The 23562-nt window shown below is 62.3% G+C and carries 21 protein-coding genes; 5 read left to right on the top strand and 16 right to left on the bottom strand.

Going from position 1 to position 23562, the window contains the following annotated elements:
- Positions 1 to 11: 11 nt before the first annotated feature.
- The 4 genes from J3R84_RS25655 to J3R84_RS25670 are packed head-to-tail and all read left to right on the top strand — an operon-like array spanning position 12 to position 3015.
- The gene (locus tag J3R84_RS25655) at positions 12 to 917 is read left to right on the top strand and encodes an ABC transporter permease (protein ID WP_025428631.1); all 906 of its coding nucleotides are present in this window, start codon (positions 12 to 14) and stop codon (positions 915 to 917) included.
- Positions 917 to 1750 carry an ABC transporter ATP-binding protein gene (locus J3R84_RS25660; RefSeq protein ID WP_025428630.1) on the top strand — a complete coding sequence of 278 codons (834 nt, stop codon included), beginning with the start codon at positions 917 to 919 and terminating at the stop codon, positions 1748 to 1750. Before J3R84_RS25655 ends, J3R84_RS25660 begins: the two co-directional genes overlap by 1 nt.
- Positions 1747 to 2487 (top strand): ABC transporter ATP-binding protein, encoded by a 741-nt coding sequence (locus J3R84_RS25665; protein ID WP_025428629.1) that lies wholly within the window; start codon positions 1747 to 1749, stop codon positions 2485 to 2487. Before J3R84_RS25660 ends, J3R84_RS25665 begins: the two co-directional genes overlap by 4 nt.
- Positions 2488 to 2508: 21 nt before the next feature.
- A complete protein-coding gene (locus J3R84_RS25670; protein ID WP_025428628.1) occupies positions 2509 to 3015 on the top strand; it encodes a GAF domain-containing protein in 507 nt (168 codons plus the stop codon).
- A gap of 46 nt (positions 3016 to 3061) precedes the next feature.
- Here J3R84_RS25670 and J3R84_RS25675 read toward each other — a convergent pair whose 3' ends face one another.
- The 15 genes from J3R84_RS25675 to J3R84_RS25745 all read right to left on the bottom strand — a co-directional run bounded on the left by J3R84_RS25675 (position 3062) and on the right by J3R84_RS25745 (position 21298).
- Positions 3062 to 4153, bottom strand: a complete 1092-nt coding sequence (locus J3R84_RS25675) for an ABC transporter ATP-binding protein (protein WP_025428627.1) — start codon at positions 4151 to 4153, stop codon at positions 3062 to 3064.
- Between the two features lie 239 nt (positions 4154 to 4392).
- Positions 4393 to 5847: an ABC transporter substrate-binding protein gene (locus tag J3R84_RS25680; RefSeq protein ID WP_025428626.1), complete on the bottom strand. Its 1455-nt coding sequence runs from the start codon at positions 5845 to 5847 to the stop codon at positions 4393 to 4395.
- Between the two features lie 41 nt (positions 5848 to 5888).
- Complete coding sequence (locus tag J3R84_RS25685) at positions 5889 to 6917, bottom strand: carbohydrate ABC transporter permease (protein ID WP_025428625.1); 1029 nt, start codon at positions 6915 to 6917, stop codon at positions 5889 to 5891.
- On the bottom strand, positions 6914 to 7792 hold the full coding sequence (locus J3R84_RS25690) for a carbohydrate ABC transporter permease (RefSeq protein WP_057218111.1): 879 nt from the start codon (positions 7790 to 7792) through the stop codon (positions 6914 to 6916). Before J3R84_RS25690 ends, J3R84_RS25685 begins: the two co-directional genes overlap by 4 nt.
- On the bottom strand, positions 7789 to 8721 hold the full coding sequence (gene rbsK / locus J3R84_RS25695; RefSeq protein WP_025428623.1) for a ribokinase: 933 nt from the start codon (positions 8719 to 8721) through the stop codon (positions 7789 to 7791). Before rbsK ends, J3R84_RS25690 begins: the two co-directional genes overlap by 4 nt.
- Before the next feature lie 121 nt (positions 8722 to 8842).
- Positions 8843 to 9298, bottom strand: a complete 456-nt coding sequence (locus J3R84_RS25700) for an RbsD/FucU family protein (protein WP_025428622.1) — start codon at positions 9296 to 9298, stop codon at positions 8843 to 8845.
- Between the two features lie 153 nt (positions 9299 to 9451).
- Positions 9452 to 11836, bottom strand: a complete 2385-nt coding sequence (locus tag J3R84_RS25705; RefSeq protein WP_025428621.1) for an aldehyde dehydrogenase family protein — start codon at positions 11834 to 11836, stop codon at positions 9452 to 9454.
- A 5-nt stretch (positions 11837 to 11841) separates the two neighbouring features.
- Positions 11842 to 12855: a deoxyribose-phosphate aldolase gene (gene deoC, locus J3R84_RS25710; protein WP_025428620.1), complete on the bottom strand. Its 1014-nt coding sequence runs from the start codon at positions 12853 to 12855 to the stop codon at positions 11842 to 11844.
- 178 nt (positions 12856 to 13033) lie between these two features.
- Positions 13034 to 13765, bottom strand: coding sequence for a DeoR family transcriptional regulator (locus tag J3R84_RS25715; protein WP_038577837.1), 732 nt, complete (start codon positions 13763 to 13765; stop codon positions 13034 to 13036).
- Positions 13766 to 13991: 226 nt separating this feature from the next.
- Complete coding sequence (locus J3R84_RS25720; RefSeq protein WP_025428619.1) at positions 13992 to 15794, bottom strand: aminopeptidase P family protein; 1803 nt, start codon at positions 15792 to 15794, stop codon at positions 13992 to 13994.
- A gap of 28 nt (positions 15795 to 15822) precedes the next feature.
- Positions 15823 to 16836: an ABC transporter ATP-binding protein gene (locus J3R84_RS25725; RefSeq protein WP_082523801.1), complete on the bottom strand. Its 1014-nt coding sequence runs from the start codon at positions 16834 to 16836 to the stop codon at positions 15823 to 15825.
- Positions 16833 to 17846 carry an ABC transporter ATP-binding protein gene (locus J3R84_RS25730; protein ID WP_025428617.1) on the bottom strand — a complete coding sequence of 338 codons (1014 nt, stop codon included), beginning with the start codon at positions 17844 to 17846 and terminating at the stop codon, positions 16833 to 16835. Before J3R84_RS25730 ends, J3R84_RS25725 begins: the two co-directional genes overlap by 4 nt.
- A gap of 1 nt (position 17847) precedes the next feature.
- A complete protein-coding gene (locus J3R84_RS25735; RefSeq protein WP_107027220.1) occupies positions 17848 to 18717 on the bottom strand; it encodes an ABC transporter permease in 870 nt (289 codons plus the stop codon).
- Positions 18714 to 19655 (bottom strand): ABC transporter permease, encoded by a 942-nt coding sequence (locus J3R84_RS25740; protein ID WP_113567449.1) that lies wholly within the window; start codon positions 19653 to 19655, stop codon positions 18714 to 18716. Before J3R84_RS25740 ends, J3R84_RS25735 begins: the two co-directional genes overlap by 4 nt.
- A 65-nt stretch (positions 19656 to 19720) precedes the next feature.
- Positions 19721 to 21298, bottom strand: coding sequence for an ABC transporter substrate-binding protein (locus J3R84_RS25745; protein WP_113567451.1), 1578 nt, complete (start codon positions 21296 to 21298; stop codon positions 19721 to 19723).
- Between the two features lie 230 nt (positions 21299 to 21528).
- On the opposite strand from J3R84_RS25745, the gene J3R84_RS25750 reads away from it, so the two are divergent.
- Entirely contained in the window at positions 21529 to 22149 is a 621-nt protein-coding gene (locus tag J3R84_RS25750) for a helix-turn-helix domain-containing protein (protein ID WP_113567453.1), read from the top strand.
- Between the two features lie 11 nt (positions 22150 to 22160).
- Here the strand turns inward: J3R84_RS25750 and J3R84_RS25755 are convergent, their stop codons facing one another.
- Positions 22161 to 23192 carry a trans-3-hydroxy-L-proline dehydratase gene (locus J3R84_RS25755; protein ID WP_113567455.1) on the bottom strand — a complete coding sequence of 344 codons (1032 nt, stop codon included), beginning with the start codon at positions 23190 to 23192 and terminating at the stop codon, positions 22161 to 22163.
- Between the last annotated feature and the right edge of the window lie 370 nt (positions 23193 to 23562).

Consider the following 23562-nt stretch of genomic DNA (forward strand, 5'->3'; position numbering starts at 1 on the left):
GAGAAGCGGACATGACAACACTTCGCGACTGGCTGATCGACGACAGCCCCGCCTCGCCGATGCAAGCGCGCCTTGGCAGGTTCTACCGGATTTTCGGCGCGCTGATGCACAATCCGCTCGCCGTGGTCGGCGCGATCATCATCCTGGTGCTCGTGTTGACCGCACTGTTCGCACCCTGGATCGCGACGCATGATCCGCTTCGCCAGGCACTCGGCGAGCGCCTGCTGCCGCCAAGTGCCGAGCATTGGATGGGAACCGACGAACTCGGCCGCGATATCTGGTCGCGCGTCGTCTACGGTGCACGCATCACGCTGGCGATTGTGACGCTGGTGGCGGTGCTCGCAGCGCCCGCCGGCCTGGTGATCGGTGTTGCCGCCGGCTATTTCGGCGGCTGGGTCGATCGCATCCTCATGGGCATCACCGACATTTTCCTGTCGCTGCCCAAGCTGATCCTGGCGCTTGCCTTTGTCGCGGCGCTTGGTCCCGGCATCGAAAATGCGATCATCGCCATCGCCATCACCTCCTGGCCGGGTTACGCCCGTGTCGCCCGTGCCGAGACGATGACCTTCAAGAACTCGGAATTCATCTCGGCCGTGCGGCTGCTCGGTGCGTCGAGCCTCCGGGTCAATCTCGGTCACGTCCTGCCGCTCTGCACCTCTTCGATGATCGTGCGCGTCACGCTGGACATGGCCGGCATCATCCTGACGGCAGCCGGCCTCGGCTTTATCGGGCTGGGCGCCCAGCCGCCGCTTCCCGAATGGGGTGCGATGATCTCGCGCGGCCGTTCCTTCATTCTCGACCAGTGGTGGGTGGCAACCATGCCAGGCTTTGCCATCATCCTCGTCAGCCTCGGCTTCTGCTTCCTTGGAGACGGTCTGCGCGATGTGCTCGATCCGAAGAGCGGGGAGCAACGCTGATGAACCCGCTTCTCGAAATCGAAAACCTGCGCGTCACCTTCCCGACGCCGCGCGGCGACCTTGAGGTCGTCCGTGGCCTCTCCTTCACGCTCGGCCGCGAACGCCTTGGGATCGTCGGCGAGAGCGGTTCGGGAAAGTCGATGACCGGCCGCTCGATCCTGAAACTGGTGCGCGCACCGGGCCGGGTAACGGCAGACAAGCTGACCTTCGACGGCATCGACCTGCTGACACGCTCCGAACGGCAGATGCGCCCGATCCGCGGCGCCCGCATCTCGATGGTGATGCAGGACCCGAAGTTCTCGCTGAACCCGGTGATGACGATCGGCGAACAGATCGCCGAGGCCTTGCTGACGCATCAGCGTATGCCGCGCCGCGAAGTGAACAACCGCGTTCTGACCATGCTGGAATCGGTCCGGATCGCCGACCCGGAGCGCGTTGCGAAACTTTACCCGCACGAAGTTTCCGGCGGCATGGGCCAGCGCGTCATGATCGCAATGATGCTGATCCCGGAACCCGACCTCCTGATCGCCGACGAACCGACTTCGGCGCTCGACGTCTCGGTGCAGGCACAGGTCCTCGACATCATCGACGAACTGGTCAAGCGCAAGGGCATGGGCCTGATCTTCATCAGCCACGACCTCAACCTTGTTTCGAGCTACTGCGACCGGATCCTGGTGATGAACACCGGCGAGGTCGTGGAAGAGTGCAAGGCGGGCGAATTGATGAATGCCAAACACCCCTATACCCGTGGTCTGATCGCTTCGATCCCGCGTCTCGACGAAACCCGGACCGAGCTTCCCGTGCTCGACCGCAGCGCATGGGCAAAGAAATGACGGCGCTTTCCCTCAAGAACCTCGACATCTTCTACGGCGACGCGCACATCACGCACGACGTCAATCTCGAGATTGCCGATGGCGAAAGCTTTGCGCTCGTCGGCGAGAGCGGCTCGGGCAAGTCGACGGTGCTGAAGGCAATCGCCGGCCTTGCTCCCGAGTGGACCGGAGAGATCAACGTCTTCGGCAAGCCGCGCAGCCACGGTATCGACCGGGCCTTCTCCCGTCAGTGCCAGATGGTGTTTCAGGATCCCTACGGTTCGCTGCATCCGCGCAAGACCGTCGATGCCACGCTCGGCGAAGCGTTGACCATTCACGGCATCGGAAATCGCAGCGCGCGTATTGAAGAAGTGATGTCCTCCGTCGGCCTCGACCGGAAATTCCGCTTCCGCTTTCCGCACCAGCTCTCCGGCGGCCAGCGCCAGCGCGTCGCCATTGCGCGTGCACTGATGCTGAAGCCGAAGGTGCTGTTGCTCGACGAGCCTACCTCGGCACTCGACGTGTCGGTACAGGCGGAAATCCTGAACCTGCTCAAGCGTTTGCGGCAGGAACAGAACCTGACTTTCCTCATGGTCACCCACAACCTTCCAGTCGTTTCCTTCCTTTGCGACCGGCTGGCAGTGATGCGGCAGGGCCGCATCGTCGAAGTGGCCGATGTCGCCGACCTCAAGCGTGGCGACCTCAAGGACCCCTATTCGCGCGAACTGATGCACATCAGCGCAGCGCACGCGAACTAATCAACATTCCAAGGACTTATGATGAACAGTGAACAGATCGCTGCCGCGTTGGCTGAATTCGACGCGGCGATTGCCAAGGACATCGACGCGGACGCCGTATGGGGCGCGCTTCAGACGCTTTGCCGCCAGGTGATCGGCGCCAAGCTCTTCACGATCATGACCGTCGACATGGTCAACGAAGTCGCCCGTCGCGCCTATACCTCGCATCCGGAGGAATACCCGACCTCCGGCACCAAGCCGATCCGCTACGACAGCTGGTTCGACATCGTGCACAAGGCGCATCAGACCTTCGTCGCCAATACGATTGTCGACATCTCCAAGGTATTCGGCGACCACGAAACGATCTGGGCACTCGGCTGCGGATCGGTCGCCAACATCCCCGTCGTTGTCGGTGGCGAACTGCTCGGAACCGTCAACTGCCTCGACGTCGAACATCATTACACGCCCGAGCGCGTTGCCCTGTCGAAGCATCTGGAACTGCCGGCCAAGCTGGCTTTCCTCGCCGCCGCTCGCTCGGCCAAGAACTGACATGTCGTGGCCGGGGGCATCGATTGCCCTCGGCCACGCCTTTGCCTCAGCGACCGATCGCCATGCCGGTCTGCTTCAGGAAGAAGTGCATCTTCTGCGTCTCGATCGGGACCTCGATCGTGTCGTCCGGCCTGACCCGCGATGCCGCGTGGATCTGTGCGGTGAACGCTGCCTGACCGACCTTGCCGAGCGCCAGTGTGTGCGGCCCCAGGGGCTCGATATCGCGTACCTGCACGGAGAGCTTCGGCGCATCGACGTCCGACGCCATCGTGTGCTCCGGGCGAATGCCAAGCACGACGGCCTGACCGATGAAAGCGCCGAGTTTCTCGGCTCGTGTGTCTGGTATCCTGGCTGCGATGCCACCATCCGCCTTGAACCATAGCCCGCCGTCGCCGCGCTCGAGCGTTCCCTCGACGAAATTCATGCTCGGCGCGCCGATGAATGCCGCGACGAACAGATTGCTCGGCGCCTCGTAGAGGGTGATCGGATCGGCGGCCTGTTCGATGCGTCCCTGATTCATGACGACGACGCGGTCGGCCATGGTCATGGCCTCGACCTGATCGTGGGTCACGTAGACGGCAGTCGTCTGAAGACGTCGATGCAACAGCTTGATTTCCGTGCGCATTTCAATGCGCAGCTTGGCGTCGAGGTTCGACAGCGGCTCATCGAACAGGAAAACATCGGGCTGGCGGACGATCGCGCGACCGATGGCGACGCGCTGGCGCTGGCCACCGGAAAGGGCGCTCGGCTTGCGATTGAGGTAGGCGCCGAGATTGAGAATACGGGCCGCCTCGGCGACGGATTTTTCGATGTCGGCCTTCGAAGTGCCCCGCACCTTCATGCCGTAGCCGATGTTCTCGGCCACCGTCATATGCGGGTAGAGCGCGTAATTCTGGAACACCATCGAGCAATTGCGCAGGCCCGGGCGTAAATCGGTGACGTCACGCTCGCCGATCCGCACCGTGCCCGAAGATGCCGTCTCAAGGCCGGCAATCATGCGCAGGGTGGTCGTCTTGCCGCAACCGGACGGCCCGACGAGAACGACGAACTCCCGGTCGGCGATTTCAAGATCGAGCGGCGGGATGACGGTGATGTTACCGAAGGACTTGGTGATCTGCTCCAACCGGACCTGGGACATGCTGACGCCTTTTCTGCTGACGATAGCCGGCGCGAAAAGCGACCGGGATACTGCATAATCCCTCAAATCGACATCGATCTGAGGAGAACTTTATGCAGCAGGTTTCAAGCGCCACAGCGTCTTTAGTGCGCCATATCTGACGCGCGGCGCTGTAGCGTAGCTGCAACCGGGACGGTGCGCCCCGGCCGCAGATATCGAGAAACCCGCCCCGGTCACTTCGGAGCGGGCGCTGGCTCATCCTATTTCTGTGGCAGGCCCATCGATGCGCGATAGGCAGCAAGCTGCTTGTCACGACCGAATTCGTCCGTCAGCTTGTTCCACTGCTCAGCGACGCTATCAAGCGCCTGTTGCGGTGTGACTTCGCCGGCAAGTGCCTTGGAAAGTTCGATTTCAAGCACTTCGGTGTAGGAGAAATAGCCCGGCAAACGCATGTCGAGCGCGATGTTCTTCGCGGTCACCGCCTCCTTCTGCGCGCCCAGGTACTCCTTGGCTTCACGCTCGGAGAAGATCTTCGACCAGAGATCGACATTGGTCGTGTGGGAGATGCGATAGGGATTGACGCCGGTACCGCCGGTGATCGCCGCCTGGCCGGAGACGGCAGGGCTCGACAGATACTGAATGTAGTTCCAGGCCGCTTCCTGCTTGGTCGACGATGCGGGTACCGCCGCCTGCCAGCCGCCGAACGCCATGAAGGAGGTCTGCACGACGTGGTCGAACTTGTCCCACTTCTTGGTCTTGTAGTTCCAGACCTCGTCCGAACCCGGCAAGGACGCCGAGCCGACATTGCCTGCCACCTTCGACTGCTTCGGGTCGGCGCCGATAACGCCGGTATCGCCCCAGCCGATCGACTCGGCAACCTGGCCGCCGGCAAACGCCGCGTTCACTTCGCCGAAAGAGAAGTTCAGGGCATTCGGCGGAGCGAGCTTCGAGGCGCGGATATATTCCTCGAGGCCGCGGACCCAGCCGGGATTGTTGACCTGCGCATCCATCGTGTCCGGATCGAAGAACATGCCGCCTGGATTGTCGGGATGGCTGGTGTAGCCGGCAACGTGGCTGAAGAGGAACCAGAACTGCTGGCCGCCGCGGCGGAAGGCTTCGGCCGTTCCCCACAGGTTGTTGGAGGGCTGGTTGAAATATTCGGCGATGTCGAGATACTGCTTCCAGGTCTTCGGCGGCGCCAGATCGTAGCCGTATTTCGCCTTGAAGGCCTTCTGGTTGTCGGCATTCTCGAACAGGTCGATACGATAGCTGTAAGTATGGGCGTCACCATCCATCGTCTGTGACAGGATCTTGCCGTTCCAGACCATCAACTGTTCGCGATAGACCGGTGCGATATCCTCCCAGTCGGCGCCTTTCTGCATGTCGGCGGGCATTTCCGACAGGAAATCGGTAAAGTCCGGCGCCCAAGCCGGCGCAAAGGCGATGACGTCAAAGGCATCTTCGCCCGATGTCAACGACGTAACGATTTTCGGATAGAGTTCCGACCACGGAAACTCGACCACCTTTACCTTGCCGCAGGTCTTTTCCTCCCAACCCTTGGCCGCAAGTTGCAGCGCGGACGCGATATAAGGCCCGGTCTGCGTGGTCGCCGTCAGTTCGACGCCGGAATAATCGGGGTCGCAGGCGAGTGCCGTGCCGGTGCTTGCCATGGCAAGGACACCCAGCGACGCTGATGTCAGTAGCAGTTTCCTCATTCTTTCCTCCCTTGAATGAATTCTTGCCGAAAAACAGGTCGTTATTTGATCGCCCCCAGCAGCAGACCGGAGCGCATGAGCCGGCTCAACAGCCCGGCCATGACCATCATCGGAATGATCGCCACCAGCGCGGCGGCGGAGATTGCCCACCACTCGTCGCCGCGCTGGCTGTTCTGACCAGCCACGAGGATCGGCAGCGTCTGCCATCTCGAATTGGTCAGGAACAGCGCGAACAGGAACTCGTTCCAGACGAAGGCTAGCGTGATCATGAATGTCGCGATCAACCCCGGCTTCGACATCGGCAGAACGATGCCGAAGAAAATCCGCCAGGACGGAACGTTGTCGACCATGGCCGCCTCTTCGACTTCGACTGGCAGCGCTTCGAAGAAATCGCGCATCAGCCAGATGACGATCGGCAGCGAGAAGGCGACATAGGCGAAGGTCAGGCCGATATAGCTATCGACCAGCTTGAAGCCGAGCTTGCCCATTTCGGTGTACATCAGATAGAGCGCGAAGGCGGCAACGATTGGCGGGAACATGCGCTGGCTGACGAACCAGAAGACGATGTCGTTGTTGCCGAGTTCAGGCCCCGGCAACCGGAAGCGACTTGAGAACACCGCCAGCGCCAAGGCGGCGATGAAGGCGTAGATCAGCGAGATCCCCTGCCCGAAGCCGAGCACATTGCGACCGAGCAGGAAGCCGCCGAAGGCGATGACGACGAAGATTAGGGCGGAGGCCAGCCGGAAGCGGAAGGTAAAGCGCACCAGCGCATAAGCTGCCATCGCGCCGATGCCTGTCGCGAGGATAGACGCTGAAAGGCCGATGATCGTCGAGGCCAGGAAGGTGTTGTAGAACTGGCCGCGCTGGCCGGACAGAAGTTCGCGCCAGGCCGTGAGGCTCGGCTCGAAATCGACGAAGGGCAGATAGGTCGGCCCGCCGACGACGGCGATCGGCGTCTTGAACGACGTGATCAGGACCCAATAGAGCGGGAAGAAAGTAATGGCGAGCCAGATGAGGCAACCGCCGAGCGCGGCCCAACGCCGTTTCCCCTTGAGGGTGCGCACGCTCATTTGTGCTTCTCCAGATACGGCTTGAGGATGGCGAGATAGACGAGGCCGATCACCGTGATGACGATCAGGAACAGAAACGACAGCGCCGAGGTGTAGCCGAGATTGAATTTCTTGAAGCCCTCCTGATAGGCAAAGAGCGTCAGCGTTTCGGTCGAGATTCCAGGCCCGCCGCCCGTCATCACGAAGACCGTGTCGATAATCTTGTAGCTTTCGATCAGCCGGATGAAGACGACAGCAACAGAGATCGGCAGCAGCATCGGAAAGGTGATGTCGCGGAACTGTTGCCAGGGTGTCGCGTTCTCCAGCGCCGCGGCCTCGTAGACGTCATCGGGCAGCGTCTGCAGCCCGGCCAGCAGCATCAGAATGACAAAAGGCGTCCATTGCCAGACCTCGACGGCGATAATCGACCCGAGCGCCCAACTCGTCTGCGTCAGGAACGGCAAATTGGGAAAACCGAGAGCACTCATCAACTCGTTGAGCGGACCCATCGTCGGATTGAGAACCTGACGGGCGATCAGCGCCACAGCAACCGGGGCCACCAGCATCGGCAATAGAAAGCTGACGCGAAAGATGCCCTCGCCCGGCACACGGGAATTAAGCGCAAGCGCGACGGAAAGGCCGATCACATATTGCAGGCCGACGGAGATGAACGCGATCAGCGTGGTCGTGCCCGCAACATGCCAGAAGCGTGGGTTCTGTAAGAGATCCGCATAGTTGCCAAAACCGACGAAACGCGCCGGCATCGGCGGCACCAGACGCATGCTCATGAAACTGGTGGTCAGCGAATAGATCAACGGAAAGATGGAAATCACCAGGACGATGATGAGAGCCGGCCAGATGAAAAAGTGCTTGATCGGGTCGTTGCGCGTGGTCATGCGGCCGCCCCTCGCCCAAGTAGAGCCTCTATCTCCGCAAGGGTCGGCATGGCAGGTGCTGTGCCGCGGCGGGTAACCGAGATTCCGGCCGTCGCGCAGCCGAAGCGTGCTGCCTCAACCGGGGCCAATCCCCGCGCCAGTGCCGCCGAGAACCCGCCGACGAAGGCATCGCCCGCACCGGTCGTGTCGATAACCGCGCCGCTTGCCATCGCCGGGACGAAAACGGACTGGCTCTCACTGTGGAGAAGGACGCCCCGTTCGCCGAGAGTGATCAACGCGGACTTTGCGCCCTTCTTCAGAAGGGCGTCACCTGCCCGCCGCGCATCGTCGGCCGTGGCAAGAGCAAATCCGACCAGCGCTGCCGCTTCGGTCTCGTTCGGCACGATGTAATCGCAAAGCGGGTAGATCGCATCCGGGAAGGGTTCCGCCGGCGCCGGATTGAAGACGGTGACGACACCTGCCGCATGTGCGATTTCGAGCGCTCGCTGGGCGGCAGCCGCAGGCTGCTCCAGCTGCGTGACGAAGATGCGCGATCCTTCGATCGTTTCTCGCGCCGCCTCGACATCGTCGATACCGATCGACCCGGCCGCACCGGGATAGACGATGATCGCGTTCTCGCCATTCTGGTCGTTGACGTAGATGAAGGCCGCACCGGTCGGAAGGTCGTCCATCTGGACGATCTTGGGTGTCACGCCTGCCTCGGCATAGGTACGAAGCGCCATCTCGCCGAAGGTATCGCGCCCGATTTTCGAGATGAAGGAAACCTGACTGCCCGCCCGCGCTGCGGCGACGGCCTGGTTCGACCCCTTGCCACCCGGCCCGACCGAAAAGCCGCTGCCGGTAATCGTTTCGCCGACAACGGGCATGCGCCGCGCCAGATAGGCCGTATCGGCCACGAAGATCCCCAGGATCGAAACACCAACCTTCATTCCTGCCTCCCCTGGTCAGGCCGCGACGAAGGACGAAGCGGAGATCCAGCTAAATTTCACAACTTCAAGATCTTACGACGATCAGCTCAGGCGGCTGATGCTTAGGCTAACGTATGGTCAGCTAGGCCGTTTCCGGTGGAATGACGCCCTTGGTGAAAAGGAAGCAGCCATAGAAGCGCGTCTCGCCGGTGGTTATGACGCAATAGGCCTTCTTGGCTTCCTCATAAAACGCAAAGCGTTCGATGCCGTACATCGGCGCAGGCTTGCCCTCGGCGCGGTCGATTTCGGCCTGGACCTCCTGTTGCACGCCGGGAATTTCCGTCGGCGCCCCCATGATCTCCATGCGCCCGGCCGAAGGCTGCAACGGCGTGTCGAGCGGCAATACCGACAGGACCGCCTTCACGGCGCGTGCAGCAGATACGTTGTCGATCCGCAAAAGCTTGCCGAGCGTGGTCTGCCTGGCGATCGCATCGGATGGGAAATTGGTGTCGGAGATGACCAGTGTATCACCGTGCCCCATGGAACGAAGCGCGTGCAGAACATCGGCATTGAGCGCCGGGTCCAGATTTTTCAGCATAGACAACCCTCCTCCAGACGCCCGCTCGCATGCTCCCGAGTGGCGTGAAACTGCGTGCCGCCATGTCGGCGCCACGCTCTCCCAAATCTACCATGCAACGTTGCAGTCGCTGCATTCTCGAGCCGGCTCCCCCCGCCCCGAGATGGGGATCCCTTACTCGCCGTAAGGGATCCAGATGTTTTTGACGTCGGTGGCGCGGCGCAGATAGGCTTGTCCTTCTGCAGCCGAGCGATCGAACCAGTCGGTCGCCTTGCCATTGTCGACAAAGGTCCGCTTCAGGTTCCCTGCCGAGAGCTTTTCGACCATTGTCGAAAGCTCCTGCGTGCCGAAGGCCCAGAGCGCGTCGACGTCGTTGTGGCTTGCCAGCGTTTTTGCCAGCTCCATCGCCGAGCCCGTGACGATGTTGATGACCCCCGCCGGAACATCGGACGTCTCGAGGATCGAGTAGAAGTCCGTCGCTGCCAACGGGTGCTGTTCGCTTGGAACCGCAACGACGCGGTTGCCGGTAGCGATCAACGGTGCCACCAGACTGATGAAGCCGAGCAGCGGCGCTTCCGTCGGGCAGACGACACCGACGACACCGATCGCTTCGGGCATGGCAAGCGCGACGCCGCGCAGCGGCGGCTGATGGACCACGCCCTCGTATTTGTCGGCCCAGGCGCCGTAGCTGAAGAGCCGAGAGATCGAAGCCTCGACCTCTGCCTTCGCGTTGGCTGCCGAGGCGCCGGTCATCGCGACGATACGGTCTGCAAATTCATCCGCCCGGCCGCTCAGGTTTTCGGCGACGTAATAGAGGATCTGTGCACGATTATGCGACGTCGCCGACGCCCAGCCGGAGGCCGCATGCGCCGCAACGACGGCGTTGCGGATATCCTTGCGGTTGCCCTCACCGACCTCGCCGAGCACTTTGCCCTTCGGCGAAAGGACAGGGCGCGAATAGTTGCCATCCGGGCGCGCCTGCTTGCCGCCGATGAAAAGCTTGGCCGTGCGATCGAGCGACGGCAGCGAGAAATCGCCGGACGCCTGCTTCAACACCGGTTCTGCCGGTGCTGCACGCAGCTTCCGACCGACCCAGGCCTTGGGCTTCAGATATTCGTAGCAGCCTTCGCGGCCGCCCTCGCGGCCGAAGCCGGATTCACGCTTGCCGCCAAAACCGGCCGCAGCGTCAAAGAGATTGGTGGCATTGACCCAGACGACGCCGGCCGCAAGCTTGGCTGCGACGTTCAGCGCCAGGCCGATCGTTTCGCTCCAAACGCTTGCGGCCAGGCCGTAGCGCGAATGGTTGGCGAGCTGGATTGCCTCCTCCGGCGTGCGGAAGGTCATCGACACGGCGACGGGTCCGAAGATTTCCTCGGTCGCGACGATCGAAGTCGGCTGCACGTTGGTGAGCAAGGTCGGCGGATAGAAGCTGCCGCCCTTCGGCAGCTCGATCTTCGGCTGGTGAAGCTTCGCGCCTTCGGCGACGCCCTTGGCGACCAGGCTCTCGATGCGCTGCAACTGCACCGGCGCAACAATCGCCGCCATATCGATCGCCTTGTCGAGCGGATGGCCGACGCGCAGGGTCTGCATGCGCCGCGTCAGGCGCTCGTAAAAGAGCGGAGCGACGCCTTCCTGCACCAGAAGTCGGGAACCGGCACAGCAGACCTGGCCCTGGTTGAACCAGATCGCGTCTACCACACCTTCAACGGCGCCATCGATATCAGCGTCGTCAAAAACAATGAAAGGCGACTTGCCGCCGAGCTCAAGCGTCAGCGATTTGCCGGTACCAGCCGTCTTTTCGCGGATCAGGCGGCCGACCTCCGTCGAGCCGGTGAAGGCGATCTTGTCGATATCCGCATGCTCGACGATCAGCGCGCCTGTTTCGCCTTCGCCGGTCACGACGTTCAGCACGCCGGCAGGCAGTCCGGCTGCAGCGGCAAGTTCCGCGAAAAGCAAGGCCGTCAGCGGCGTGAACTCCGCCGGCTTGAGGATGACCGTGTTGCCCAGCGCCAGGGCCGGCGCGACCTTCCAGGCGAGCATCAGGAACGGAAAATTCCACGGGATGACCTGACCGACGACGCCAACCGGCACCTGATCGGCAAACTCGGTTTCCTGCAGCTGCGCCCAGCCGGCGTGGTGGTAGAAGTGGCGGGCGGCCAGCGGAATGTCGATGTCGCGCGTTTCACGGATCGGCTTGCCGTTGTCGATCGCCTCGACCACCGCGATCAACCGCGCATGGCGCTGGATCATGCGGGCAAGGGCATAGAGGTGGCGGGCACGTGCATGGCCCGGCAGCTTGGCCCAGGACCCTTGCGCCTTTCGTGCCGCCGCGACCGCGTCGTCCACGTCCTTGGCGCTACCCAGGGCGACCTTTGCCAGAAGAGCGCCGGTTGCGGGTTCAAAGGTTTCGAAGGCCTTGCCGGAGGAAGACGCGACAAAAGCACCGTTGATGAAGTGGCCGAACTCGCCTTTGTGGCGCGCCAGCCACTGGCGAGCTTCGGTGTCGGCTTCCGGTGCGGGACCATAGGACATTTCGTCAAAATACCTTGCGACTGTCATCGGGATCATCCAATCGGGTGTCGGTTGAGGGCCGAGTAGGCGCCGGTCACGTGATGCTCCAGCTGGCGTTCGATATCGCCGAGGAGGCTCGATGCGCCGACGCGGAAAAGGTCCGGCTCCAGCCACTCACGACCGAGTTCGTCCTTCATCAGGAACTGGTAGTTGAGGATATCCTTGGCGGCCGAGATGCCGCCGGCCGGCTTGTAGCCCACCTTGATGCCGGTGCGTTCCTGATAGGCGCGGATCATGCGCAGCATCACCAGCGTCACCAGAAGGGTGGCGTTGACGCCTTCCTTGCCGGTGGAGGTCTTGATGAAATCGGCGCCCGCCATCATGCAGACGAGCGAAGCGCGGGCCACATTGCGCAGCGTCTTCAGGTCGCCGGTCGCCAGGATCGCCTTGACATGCGCATCGCCGCAGGCGGCGCGGAAGTCGCGCATCTCGTCATAGAGAGCCTGCCAATTGCCGGTCAGCACATGCTCGCGGGTAATGACGATGTCGATTTCCTTGGCGCCATCGGCAACCGAAGCCTCGATCTCGCGCAGCTTGACGTCATGCGGAATGAGGCCGGCAGGAAAACCGGTGGAGACGGCGGCAACCGGAATGCCCGAACCTTCAAGCGCGTCGACGGCGGTCGAAACGAAACGATGATAGACGCAGACGGCGCCGGTGGTGATACCGCGACTGCCCATGCCAAGCGCATCGAGAATGTCCTGGCGAACCGGCTGGCGCGCCTTGGCACAGAGCCGCTTGACGCGTTCGGTCGTGTCGTCGCCGTTGAGCGTCGTCAGGTCGATGCAGGTCACGGCCTTCAGCAGCCAGGCGGCCTGCGCGTCCTTCTTCACCGTCCGGCGACCAGGCAGCGTCGAGACGCGTCGTTCGGCAGCCGAAAGGTTGACACGCTGGTCGACAACCCAGCCGAGATCAAGCTCCATGCCATCGTTGCGCGGCCAGTTATGGCCAGCGGCCACAGGTGCCACGGCTTTCGCGGCCACATTCTTCACAGCAAGGTCTTCCAAGCGATTGCTCCTCGAACTCCCTGACATCGCGGCACGATAGCACGGCTGTTACCCGTGTCGGCGGCGATTCTCATTTTGTTATTTTTCTATCGTATTTTTGTTAGCATTCCACCAGAAACGCGACGTGTCAAGCGACCTATCGCGTTTCGGTGAAATGCTGCCATTTTTTGGCGAGGTCTCAGATCACCGGAATGCGCGTGTCGCCGTCCTCGGTGATCACCGAACGAAAGACGTTCATCGGTGCAAAGAATGCGGGCTTCAGCTTGCCGATCTTGCTCAGGTCGACAACGAGGTGGCTTTCGCGCGCGAGCGAGATCACCTTCTGCTTCACCGCCACCTCATGAAAATGCACGCAGGTTGCACCACGTCCCGGGTCCACGCCTGCGGCCGAGAGAAAGGCGACATTGATCCCAAGCAAATCGAGCGTTTCCAGCCCAGAATTCCCCGAGAACGACGCCGAGGCCGGATGATAGACACCGCCGAGCATGACGATGCGGACATTGGGTTTTCGCGTCAGCCTGTCAGCAACATTTAACGAGTAACAGACTGCAGTAATTGAATAATTGTCCGGAATGAGATCGACCAGATACTCGAGCGTCGTACCGCAATCGATAAAGATGGTTTCGTCCGGACGAATGTGCTGCGCCGCATGGACACAGGCCTCGCGTTTTGCCGCTGCATGACTGTCGGCCTCGCGCGCCAGCTCATAGGGCATATCGCCATCGATCTCGCCCGCAGGCACGATGTGGCCGCCGAGGAAGGTGAATTGCCCGGGATTATCGGCGACATCCCGCCGGATGGTCATCTCGGAAACCCCGAGCAAGGCAGCGGCATCGCGCAGATGAAGAACGCGACGGCCGGAGAGCGCGTCGGCGAGTTGAATGATGCGGGCTGTCTTGCGGCTGGCCATAATCGTTCCGTCTGTCCGGTCGTTCGAGCCAAAACATCACAGCAGAGATGGCCGAACACAATTTGTGACAATTATCACAAAGTGTCGTTATTCGGCAAGTAACTTCACACGACCCGGCAAAAGCAGACGACGGAGACCGCAATGCAAGCCTCCGTCGTCGAAAATTGTCGCTTTGAGAATGCCGCCGGCGGTAGATCAAAGAAACCCGCCGCCGCTTTTCGCTCGGCTAGCTGGCGATCGGCGCGGTACGCGCTGCCAGCCACGCTGCGGTCTCCGGATCGAACACCCCTTCCATGGTCTTGGCTACACGCCAATGGTAGGTGTCGATCCACTGCCGCTCAGTTTCGCTCAGCAGGCTGATATCCGCGAGCCGCAGATCGATCGGCACCAACGTCAGGCTGCGGAAGCTCATGAAACCATCGCCGTCGTCGATCACTTCCACCTGGTTCTCGATGCGGATGCCGTATTCCCCAGCCTTGTAATAGCCAGGCTCGATGGTCGTCACCATGCCCGGCCGCAATTCGATCTCGTTGACGCGCCGGTCGAAACGCTGCGGCTGCTCGTGCACCGACAGGAAGTGGCCGACACCGTGACCGGTGCCATGATCATAGTCGAGCCCGAGGTCCCAAAGCGGCCGGCGCGCGAAGGCGTCGAGGTGATGGCCGTAGGTCCCCTTCGGGAATTTGAGCGAGACCATGGAGATCAGCCCCTTGAGGACCGCCGTATAGGTGCGGCGCACTTCATCGCTGACAGCTCCGATCGCGGTCGTGCGCGTCGCGTCCGTCGTGCCGGTAAAATACTGCCCACCTGAATCGAGCAGATAGATGCCTTGCGAGGTGATCGGCGCATCGCTCTTGGCGCTGGCCGCATAGTGGCACATGGCGGCATGGCCGGCGGCCGCCGAGATCGAGCGGAAGCTCGGCTCGACGAAGGTCTCCTCCATCTGCCGAAGGGCGAGAATACGATCCTCCGCCTCCAGTTCGGTTACCGGGCGCCCGTCCTTCTCGCGCTTGGCCGCATTGGCCTCCAGCCATGCGAAGAACCTGATCCACGCAGCACCATCATGGCGATGGCAATCGCGAAAGCCCTGGAGTTCAACGGGATTCTTCAGCATCTTGGCAAGCGTGATCGGGCTGCGCAAAAGGCGCACGCTGCCGCCAGCCTCGCGCGTCGCATGGGCGACCGCCGATGGGGCAAAGCCGGCATCGACGAGCGCCACCCGCCCGGCGGCAGCGGTCCGGACGCGGTCGAGCAACACCTCCGGCTCGGACATCGTCACGCCGTCGAGTTCGAAGTCCGAGAGGTCATTGGGCAGCTTGCGGTGGTCGACGAGCCATTCGACCCGGCCGTCCCTGTCGGCGATCATGAAGGATTGCGGCATTGGGTTGAACGCTATGTCACGGCCGCGAACATTCAGGAACCAGGCGATGTTGTCGGGCTGCGCCTCGATCAGCACGTCGGCGCCTTGCTCCGCCAGCATCTGGCCAATGCGGCGCTTCTTGTCGGCGACGCTTTCGCCGGCATAGTCGCGCGACAGGGCCATCACGTTGCCAAGCGGGCGTTCGGGCTGGTCCGACCAGATCGCATCGACGAGATCATCGGTTACGGCGACCCACTCGGCGCCAGCGGCGACAACCGATTGGCCGCAATCCATGTCCCAGGTCGACGGCAGCAGCATCGAATTGAAGCCGACGCGTTCGCCCTTGCGCAGGTTCTTCCGCAGCCAGTCCTTGAGCGGTGCGTCGTAGAAATGCTCGATGGCGAAGCTGTCGGCATCAATCTCTTGGCGAACCTGCACCTGATAGCGACCGTCGACGAAGATTGCCGCGCGGTCGCGCATGACGATCGCAACGCCGGCAGAACCGGTGAAGCCGGTGACAAAAGCGAGCCTGTTGTCATGGGGCGCACAATACTCGCCCTGATGTTCGTCGAACCGCGGGACGACGTAGCCGTCCAGCCCCTGCTCGTCGAGTTTGCGGCGCAGGGCCTCGATCCGGCCGGAAGCCTCCAGCCTGTCTTTCGATGTCATGTGGTCTTTCCCTATTGAATATTTGTCTTCACGCGCCGCCGATCGTTTCGGCGAAGTGACAGGCGGTCATGCCGTTGCCGACCGGCCGCAGTGCCGGCTTTTCCCGGCGGCAAAGCTCGGTTGCGTGCGGGCAGCGGACGTGGAAGGGGCAGCCGGGCGGAATGTCGAGCGGGCTCGGCAACTCACCCGACAGGGCTGGCGCCCTGCGCCGCTCCGTCGGGTCGAGCGACGGGGCCGCGGCCAGCAGGGCTTGCGAGTACGGGTGCATCGGCTTGGAAAACAGCGCCTCCGACGGCCCGATCTCGACGATGGCGCCGAGATAGATCACCGCCACGCGATGGGAGACATGGCGCACCAGCCTGAGGTCATGGGCAACAAAGAGCACCGTCAGCCCCAGATTGTCCTGCAGTTCCAGCAGCAGATTGACGACCTGCGCCTGAACGGACACGTCGAGCGCGGAGACGAGCTCATCGGCAACAAGGCAGGTCGGCTCCAGCGAGAGTGCCCGCGCGATGCCGATGCGTTGGCGCTGGCCGCCGGAAAACTCGTGCGGATACTTGTCGGCTGCGCCATCAGGCAGCCGCACAAGGTCGAGCAGTTCGTCGACACGGCGGTCGACGCCGGCGCCCTCGCGCATGCGATGGACAGTGATCGCCTCGCGCAGAGTATCGCGCACGGTCATGCGCGGATTGAGCGAGGTATAGGGATCCTGGAACATCATCTGGACGCGCTTGTTGTAGCCGCGTCGCCTGGCGCCCTTGAGGTCGATGACACTCTCGCCTTCGAAACGGATATCGCCCGATGTCGGCCGGTGAAGACCGGCGATACAGCGCGCAAGCGTCGACTTGCCGCAACCGGACTCGCCGACGATCCCCAGCGTTTCGGCCGGCATCACGTCGAGATCGACGCCGTTGAGCGCTGAGACGACCTGCCGCGGCCGACCGGCAAGCGTATCCGACAGCGAGCGACGCTTCTCGAACCGCATGAAAAGGTCGCGGATGGAAAGTAGCGGCGTGGCCGCTTCTTGCATCGATTGGCTCATTGCGCCGCCTCCCGTGCGCTGAAATGAACGAGGGCTTCCTCGCGGTGGTGGCAGGCGACCTGGCGCAGCCGTCCGATCGCTTCGAGGCTCGGGCGAACATCCCGGCATTCCGGCCCGGCCACGGGACAGCGTGCCGTAAACGCGCAACCGGCCGGCAAGGCGTTGAGTGACGGCGGTGCTCCGGGGATGGAATAGAGCGGCGTGCGTGGTGCGACATCGCGCGGGATAGAGCGCAGAAGTCCCAGGGAATAGGGATGCCGGGCGTCGCCGATGACATCAGCCGTCGGTCCTGTCTCGCAAAGACGGCCGCCATACATCACCGCTACACGATCGCAGGTCTCCGCCACCACGCCCATGTCGTGGGTGACGAGGATCACGGCCATGCCGAGGTCGCGGCTGAGCGCCTGAATGAGCCGTAGGATCTGATCCTGGATGGTCACGTCCAGCGCCGTCGTCGGCTCATCGGCCAGCAGCAGCTTCGGGTTGGACGCAAGGGCGATGGCGATCATCACCCGTTGCCGCATACCGCCGGAAAACTCGTGCGGGTAATCGCCGAGCCTGTTGCGCGCCGCGGGAATGCCGACCATGTCGAGCAGTTCGATCGCGCGCGCCTTTCTGGCTTTCCCATCCAGATCGGTATGGGCGGCAAGGTTTTCCGATATCTGCAAACCGACGGTCAACAACGGGTTCAGTGACGACATCGGCTCCTGAAAGATCATCGCGATCTCGCGTCCACGCACCCGTCTGAGCGCGCCCTCGTCGAGCGGCACCAGATCCCGGCCCTTCCAGAGGATTTCGCCGCCGACGCGGCCGCGTGGCCGCACGATGCCGAGGATCGAGCGCAAGGTGATGCTCTTGCCCGAGCCGGATTCGCCGACAAGCCCAAGGATCTCCCCCGCCCGCACCTGAAACGAAACATCGTCGACGGCAACAAGAGGGCGCTCTGGCAGGCCGAATTCCGTGCGCAGATGCCGGACGTCCAGAACCGTTTCTTTCTCGAGTTGGTTCATGTCAGCGCCCTTTCGGTCGAAGCAGATCGGCCAGCGCGTCGCCGACGAGGCTGAAGCCGAGGCCGGTGAGCACGATGGCGATGCCCGGCATCAGGCTCATCCACCAGGCTGTCAGCAGGAAGTTGCGGCCTTCGGCGATCAACACGCCCCATTCGGCCGCCGGTGGCTGTGCGCCCAGGCCGAGATAGCCGAGCGAAGAGCCGAGCAGGATGGCGAGCGCCATATCGGTCATCCAGTAGACGATGATCGGCGAGATCGCGTTGGGAAGCAGATGCCGGAAGATGATGCGTCGGTCGGAATAACCGAGCACGCGGCCGGCCGCGGCATAATCATTGGCCTTTTGCGCCATGATCTCGGCCCGCGTGAGACGGGCGTAGTACACCCAGTTCACCGCGGTGATCGCCACATACATGTTGACGAGGCCAGGCCCGAGCACCGCGACGATGGCGATGACCAGAACGAGGAAGGGAAAGGTGATGATCGCATCGACGCAGCGGCCGAAGATGGTGTCGGCGATGCCACCGTAATAGCCGACGAAAGCTCCGATCGTCATGCCGATCAGAAGTGCGAAGATCGTGGCGAAGAAGGCCATCTGCATGTCGACGCGATAGGCCCAGATGACGCGCGAGAGCACGTCGCGCCCGAAATTGTCGGTGCCGAAGGGATGGGCGAGGCTCGGCCCCTGCTGGATTGCACTCAGGTCGAAGGCAAGCGGATCGTAGGGCGCGAACATCCCAGGGAACAGCGCCAGCGCGATCGACAGCGCGAGGATCGCAAAGCCGATGACGAAGGACGGTCGTAAGAAGGCCCGGCCGAGGAAGGCGCGCACGCGACCCGCCTTACGGATGGGAGATTGCACGACGATACTCATGACTGACGAAGCCTCGGATCGAGCCAGGATTGCACGATGTCCGTCAGCAAGAAGACGACGGAAACCAGCACGGCGAAGGTGAGTGTGAGCCCCTGGATCAGCGGATAGTCACGCGCGAAGATCGCCTCCAGCATCAGCCGGCCGACGCCCGGAACGGCAAAGACGGTCTCGGTGACCAGCGTTCCGCTCATCAGGTTGCCGATGGAAAGGCCGAGCAGCGTCACGGTGGAGACCAGTGCGTTGCGCAGCACATGCCGGGTCATGACGATGCGCCGCGAAAGCCCCTTGGCGCGGGCGAACTGCACGTAGTCGGCATCGAGCACCTCGATCAGCGAGGCCCTGAGATTGCGAAGAATGATGGCCGAGGTGTAAAGCGCGACGCTGAGCGCCGGCAGGATCAGGTGATGAAGATTGTCGAGAAAGCCCGTTCCGTAGCCGCCGACCGGAAACCAGCGCAGCTGGGCTGCGAGGACCGTCAACAGCACGAGGCCGATGTAGAAGACCGGCATGGACAGCCCGACCTGGAAGACGCTGCGGATTGCAACATCGACGGGACCGTTGACCCGCGACGCGGCAAGGAACGCCAGCGGCCCTGCGAGAGAGATCGCCAGCAGAACGGAATAGAGCGCCAGGAAGACCGTGGTCGGCAGGCGCGCGAGGATGATCTCGGTCACGGGCGCCTTCAGCATGATCGAACGCCCGAGATCGCCGGTCAGCGTGTTCTTGACGAAGACGAGAAACTGGATCGGCAGCGGCTGATCGAGGCCGAGATTGTGGCGGATCTGCTCAAGTTGCGCGTCCGTTGCCTTGGCTTCGGCCATGGCGATGGCCGGGTCGCCCGGCAGCAGCCGGACGAGCAGGAAGATGAAGATCATCACCAGAAGAAAGGTCGGGATGATCTGCAGCAACCGCGCCAGAAGATAGGATAACGAGGGCATGGATTGAACCTTGTAAGCGATGCCGGGCAGCTCTCGCCGCCCAACATCATGAATTCAGGCTGTCGTCACTTGGCCCGCCAGGCCTCGGAGAAGTCGTTCGCACCGAGCGGCGTCTGCACGTAGCCCTCGATCGACTTCGAGACGGCAACGGCAAAAGGGGTCTCGAACAGGAAGAGCAGCGGCGCGCCCTCTGCATAGACTTCCTGCATCTGCTTGTACTCGTCCTTGCGCTTGGCCGGATCGACCTCGATGTTGGACGCTTCGAACAGCGTGTTGAACTCCTGATTGTTCCAGCCCGTGCCCACGGCCTGGCGCTGCTTGTAGTAGCCGAGCCAGCCGGTCACCTGCGCCGGGTCGTTGACGTCGTTTGCCCAGCCATAGGTGTGGATGTCGAAGTCGCCGGAGCGGTTCTTCTCACCGCGGGTCGGATTGTCGACCTGTTCGACCTTGAGATTAACGCCGAGCGGCGACCACATCTGCTGCAGCGCGGTGAACAAGGTCGCGTCGTCGGCGCTGCCGGCAAGCGTCGTAAACTTCACCTCGAAGCCGCCGCCGAGACCGGCTTCGTCAAGCAGTTGCTTGGCCTTGTCTGGATTGTAGGGGTAGAGCGGCTCAGGCCCATAATGGAGCTGGGTGGCGGCCGACATCAACGACGTCATCGGTTTGCCGGTATCGAAAGTGACGAGCTTGATCAGCACGTTCTTGTCGGTGGCGTAGTTCAGCGCCTGCCGCACTTTTACATCAGCAAGCGGGTTCTTGGAGCCGTCCTCGCGTGTCTCGCGCGTATTGATCGGTGCGTAGACGATGCGGGTCGAGGGAAAGAGCTCCATCTTCAGAGCCGGATCAGCGCTGAGTTCGCCAACGCGAGCGAAAGGAATGAACTCCGCGGCATCAACTTCACCGGCCTGAAGCTTAAGGATGCGGGTGGCATCGTCTGGGATGATGACGAAATCGACCTGATCGAGATAGGGCAGCGGCTGCCCATCCGTGCCGGGCCGCCAGTAGTTGGGATTGCGTGCGAAGGTCATGCTTGAGCCCTGCACGCGGCTCTTCATCGTGAATGGGCCCGATGTGACCGGGCCGGCCTCGAAGAAGGCACGCGCCTTTTCCTGATCGTTGGCGCCGGCCGCCTTCTCGAAGGCCGCTTGCGGCATGATGCCGGTGTTGAAGGTTGCGAGGATAGAGACGATGGTCGGGTCCGGGTTCTTGAGCGCCAGCGTTACCTGATTGCCATCGGCGGAGACTTTGTCGACGGCGCCAAGCAGACCCGCCCAAGGGCCAAGCTCGGGATTGCGGGCCCGGTCAAGGGAAAACACCACGTCGGCGCCGGTCAGGGCCGACCCGTCGGAGAATTTCAGTCCGTCGCGCAGCTTGAGCTTGATCGAAAGCCCGTCGGCAGCAACGTCATAGCCCTCGGCCAACCCTGGAACGATCGAACCGTCCGGGCCGTTGCGCAGCAGCGTTTCGTATAGGCCGGTGACCATCCAGAGGTCCGGGTTGCGATCGGCATAAACAGGATCGATGACCGTGGAATCGTCATAACGCGCAAAGGTCATCGCACCGCCACGTTCGATGGCGAGCGCAGACGTGGCCGCGGCCAGCCCAAGGGCGGCACCCAGTAAGATCGGCAACAAACGTTTCATCTCTCACTCCTCCTGTTTGATCGACCGGCTAGCGCCGGCACGACGCCTCACACCAATTGGATATTGGATCCAATTTTTCCGAACGTTTTCCTTTGCGTCCGGATTGCAGCGAAGGCATTCTTGTTGTTCCCCTTTTTAAAGCGGTACTAAGCCGAGTTGATCAGCTTGCATAACCGACTTTAGCTGGACTAAAGTACAACAATAGACGCGAGTCAAGCGGAAAGAAAATCATGCCTCTCGATACCGATGAGGCGCCAGCGGCAAACGCCGGCGCCCCCCTCACCGACATGCCTGCGGCCGCAACGATCGGCCAGATGCTACGCGCGCGCCGCAAGGAAATCGGCAAGACGATGAAGCAGGTCGCGCGTGAAGCCGGCCTCACGGAGGGCTTCATCAGCCAGATCGAAAGAGGCATTTCGACCCCTTCGCTGATCTCGCTCTACAATGTCGCCAATGCGCTCGGCACCAGCGTCGATACGTTCCTGTCGCAGCCGCCGCAGCACGCCCATTCCATTGTGTCTCACGCCGGCGAACGCCGCGGTTACAATGTCGAGACGAAGGAGCGTGTCTATGAACTGCTCGAGCGCGGCTTTCCCGGCGCCCAGCTCAACGGCTGCATCACCCACATGCCGGCCGGCTACGCTTCCGAGTTAACCAGCCATGAGGGCGAGGATTTTCTCTATCTGATTGAAGGCGAAATGCTCTACGAGATCGACGGCAAGGAGTATGTCCTGAAAGCGGGCGACACCCTGCACTTCCCCTCGTCGCTACCGCACCGCGCCCGTAACATCGGCGCAGGGCCGGCCCGTGAACTCTGGGTCGGCACAACGCGCATCATTGCCGAACAATAGCGTCTGACGGCCTATTGCTTGCGTGGCCAGGTATCCGCGAGCCGATAGCCTGATGGCCACGGATCGGCCGGGTCGAGCATCACCTGATGCGTACCGGTCACCCAGGCACGGCCGGAGATTTCCGGGACGACGGCCGGGCGCCCGCCAACGGTGGTTTCGCCGACGATACGGCAATCGAACGTCGAGTCGACAATCGAGTGGCCAACAAAACGCTGGCCGACCTTGATCTGGCCGCGCGCGTGAAGCACCGCCATCCGCGCGGAGCAGCCGGTGCCGGTCGGCGACCGGTCGAGCTTTGCCGGCTGGATCACCACTGTGTTGCGTCCGTGCAGGACGCCATCGCGCTCTTCCACCGGCAGCGTCAGCTGGCAGAACGAGATATGTGCCCATTCCGGGTTTTCCGGATGCGCGAAGCCGAGCTGCTCGTTGGCGGCACGGGTGATCTTGATCCCGGTCTCGGCAAGCTCTCGCGCCTCATCCGGCGTCACGGAGAAGCCGAGCATGCGAGCATCGGTGATGACGAAGCTGTCGCCGCCATAGGCGGTGTCGACGGTGAGTGTGCCGAGCCCTTCCACCTCGATCTTGGCATCGAGCTTGCCGGCAAAGGACGGGACGTTGGTGACGGTGATGCGCTCGGCCTTGCCGTTGCGGCAGGTGGCAACGACATCGACGAGCCCGCCGGGCGCCTCCAGCACCATTCTCGTCTCCGGCTCCTGCATCGGCACGATGCCGCTGTCGAGCAGGACGGTCGAAACGCAGATCGAGTTGGACCCGGACATCGGCGGCGTGTCTTCAGGCTCCATGATGATGAAGCCCATGGTCGCGCGTGGATCCTTTGGCGGCACCAGCAGGTTGATGTGGCGGAAAACACCGCCACGCGGTTCGTTGAGCACAAAATTGCGCAGGGTCTGATCCTCGGCGATGAAGCGTCGCTGCTCCCACAGCGTCTTGCCCGGCGGTGGCGCAACGCCGCCGACGATGACATCGCCGACTTCACCCTCCGCATGGCAGGAAACAATATGAATGACCTTGCTGCTGCGCATCTCTCGCCTCCACGCGATGCATGCGGACCGCATCCACATGCCATGCCTTGATATCTGTACGCCGACACTCGGGAGACTGGCTCTCTTTTCAGTGACCAAACGGCCGCCGCAGCCGACGTGGGACCAGTAATAGAAATATTGGATCCAATATACAATCTGAAATATACGATTTTTTGCGCAAAGCCGCGATGCTGAAAGCAACGAACTCTGCCGCACGGGCGAACCGGCGCCCAAACACCGGCAATCGTTGGGTTTTATCGTGCGCGCGATTACGAGCCGAAATGCCGACCAGACTGGCATTTCGAAGGCACTGGGAGGATTGCCGACCATCCTACCCAGCGGTCATATGGATTTCGAGGGTGTCGGATGG

The sequence above is a fragment of the Ensifer canadensis genome (assembly GCF_017488845.2).
In the GTDB taxonomy this organism is placed as follows: Bacteria; Pseudomonadota; Alphaproteobacteria; order Rhizobiales; family Rhizobiaceae; genus Ensifer; species Ensifer canadensis.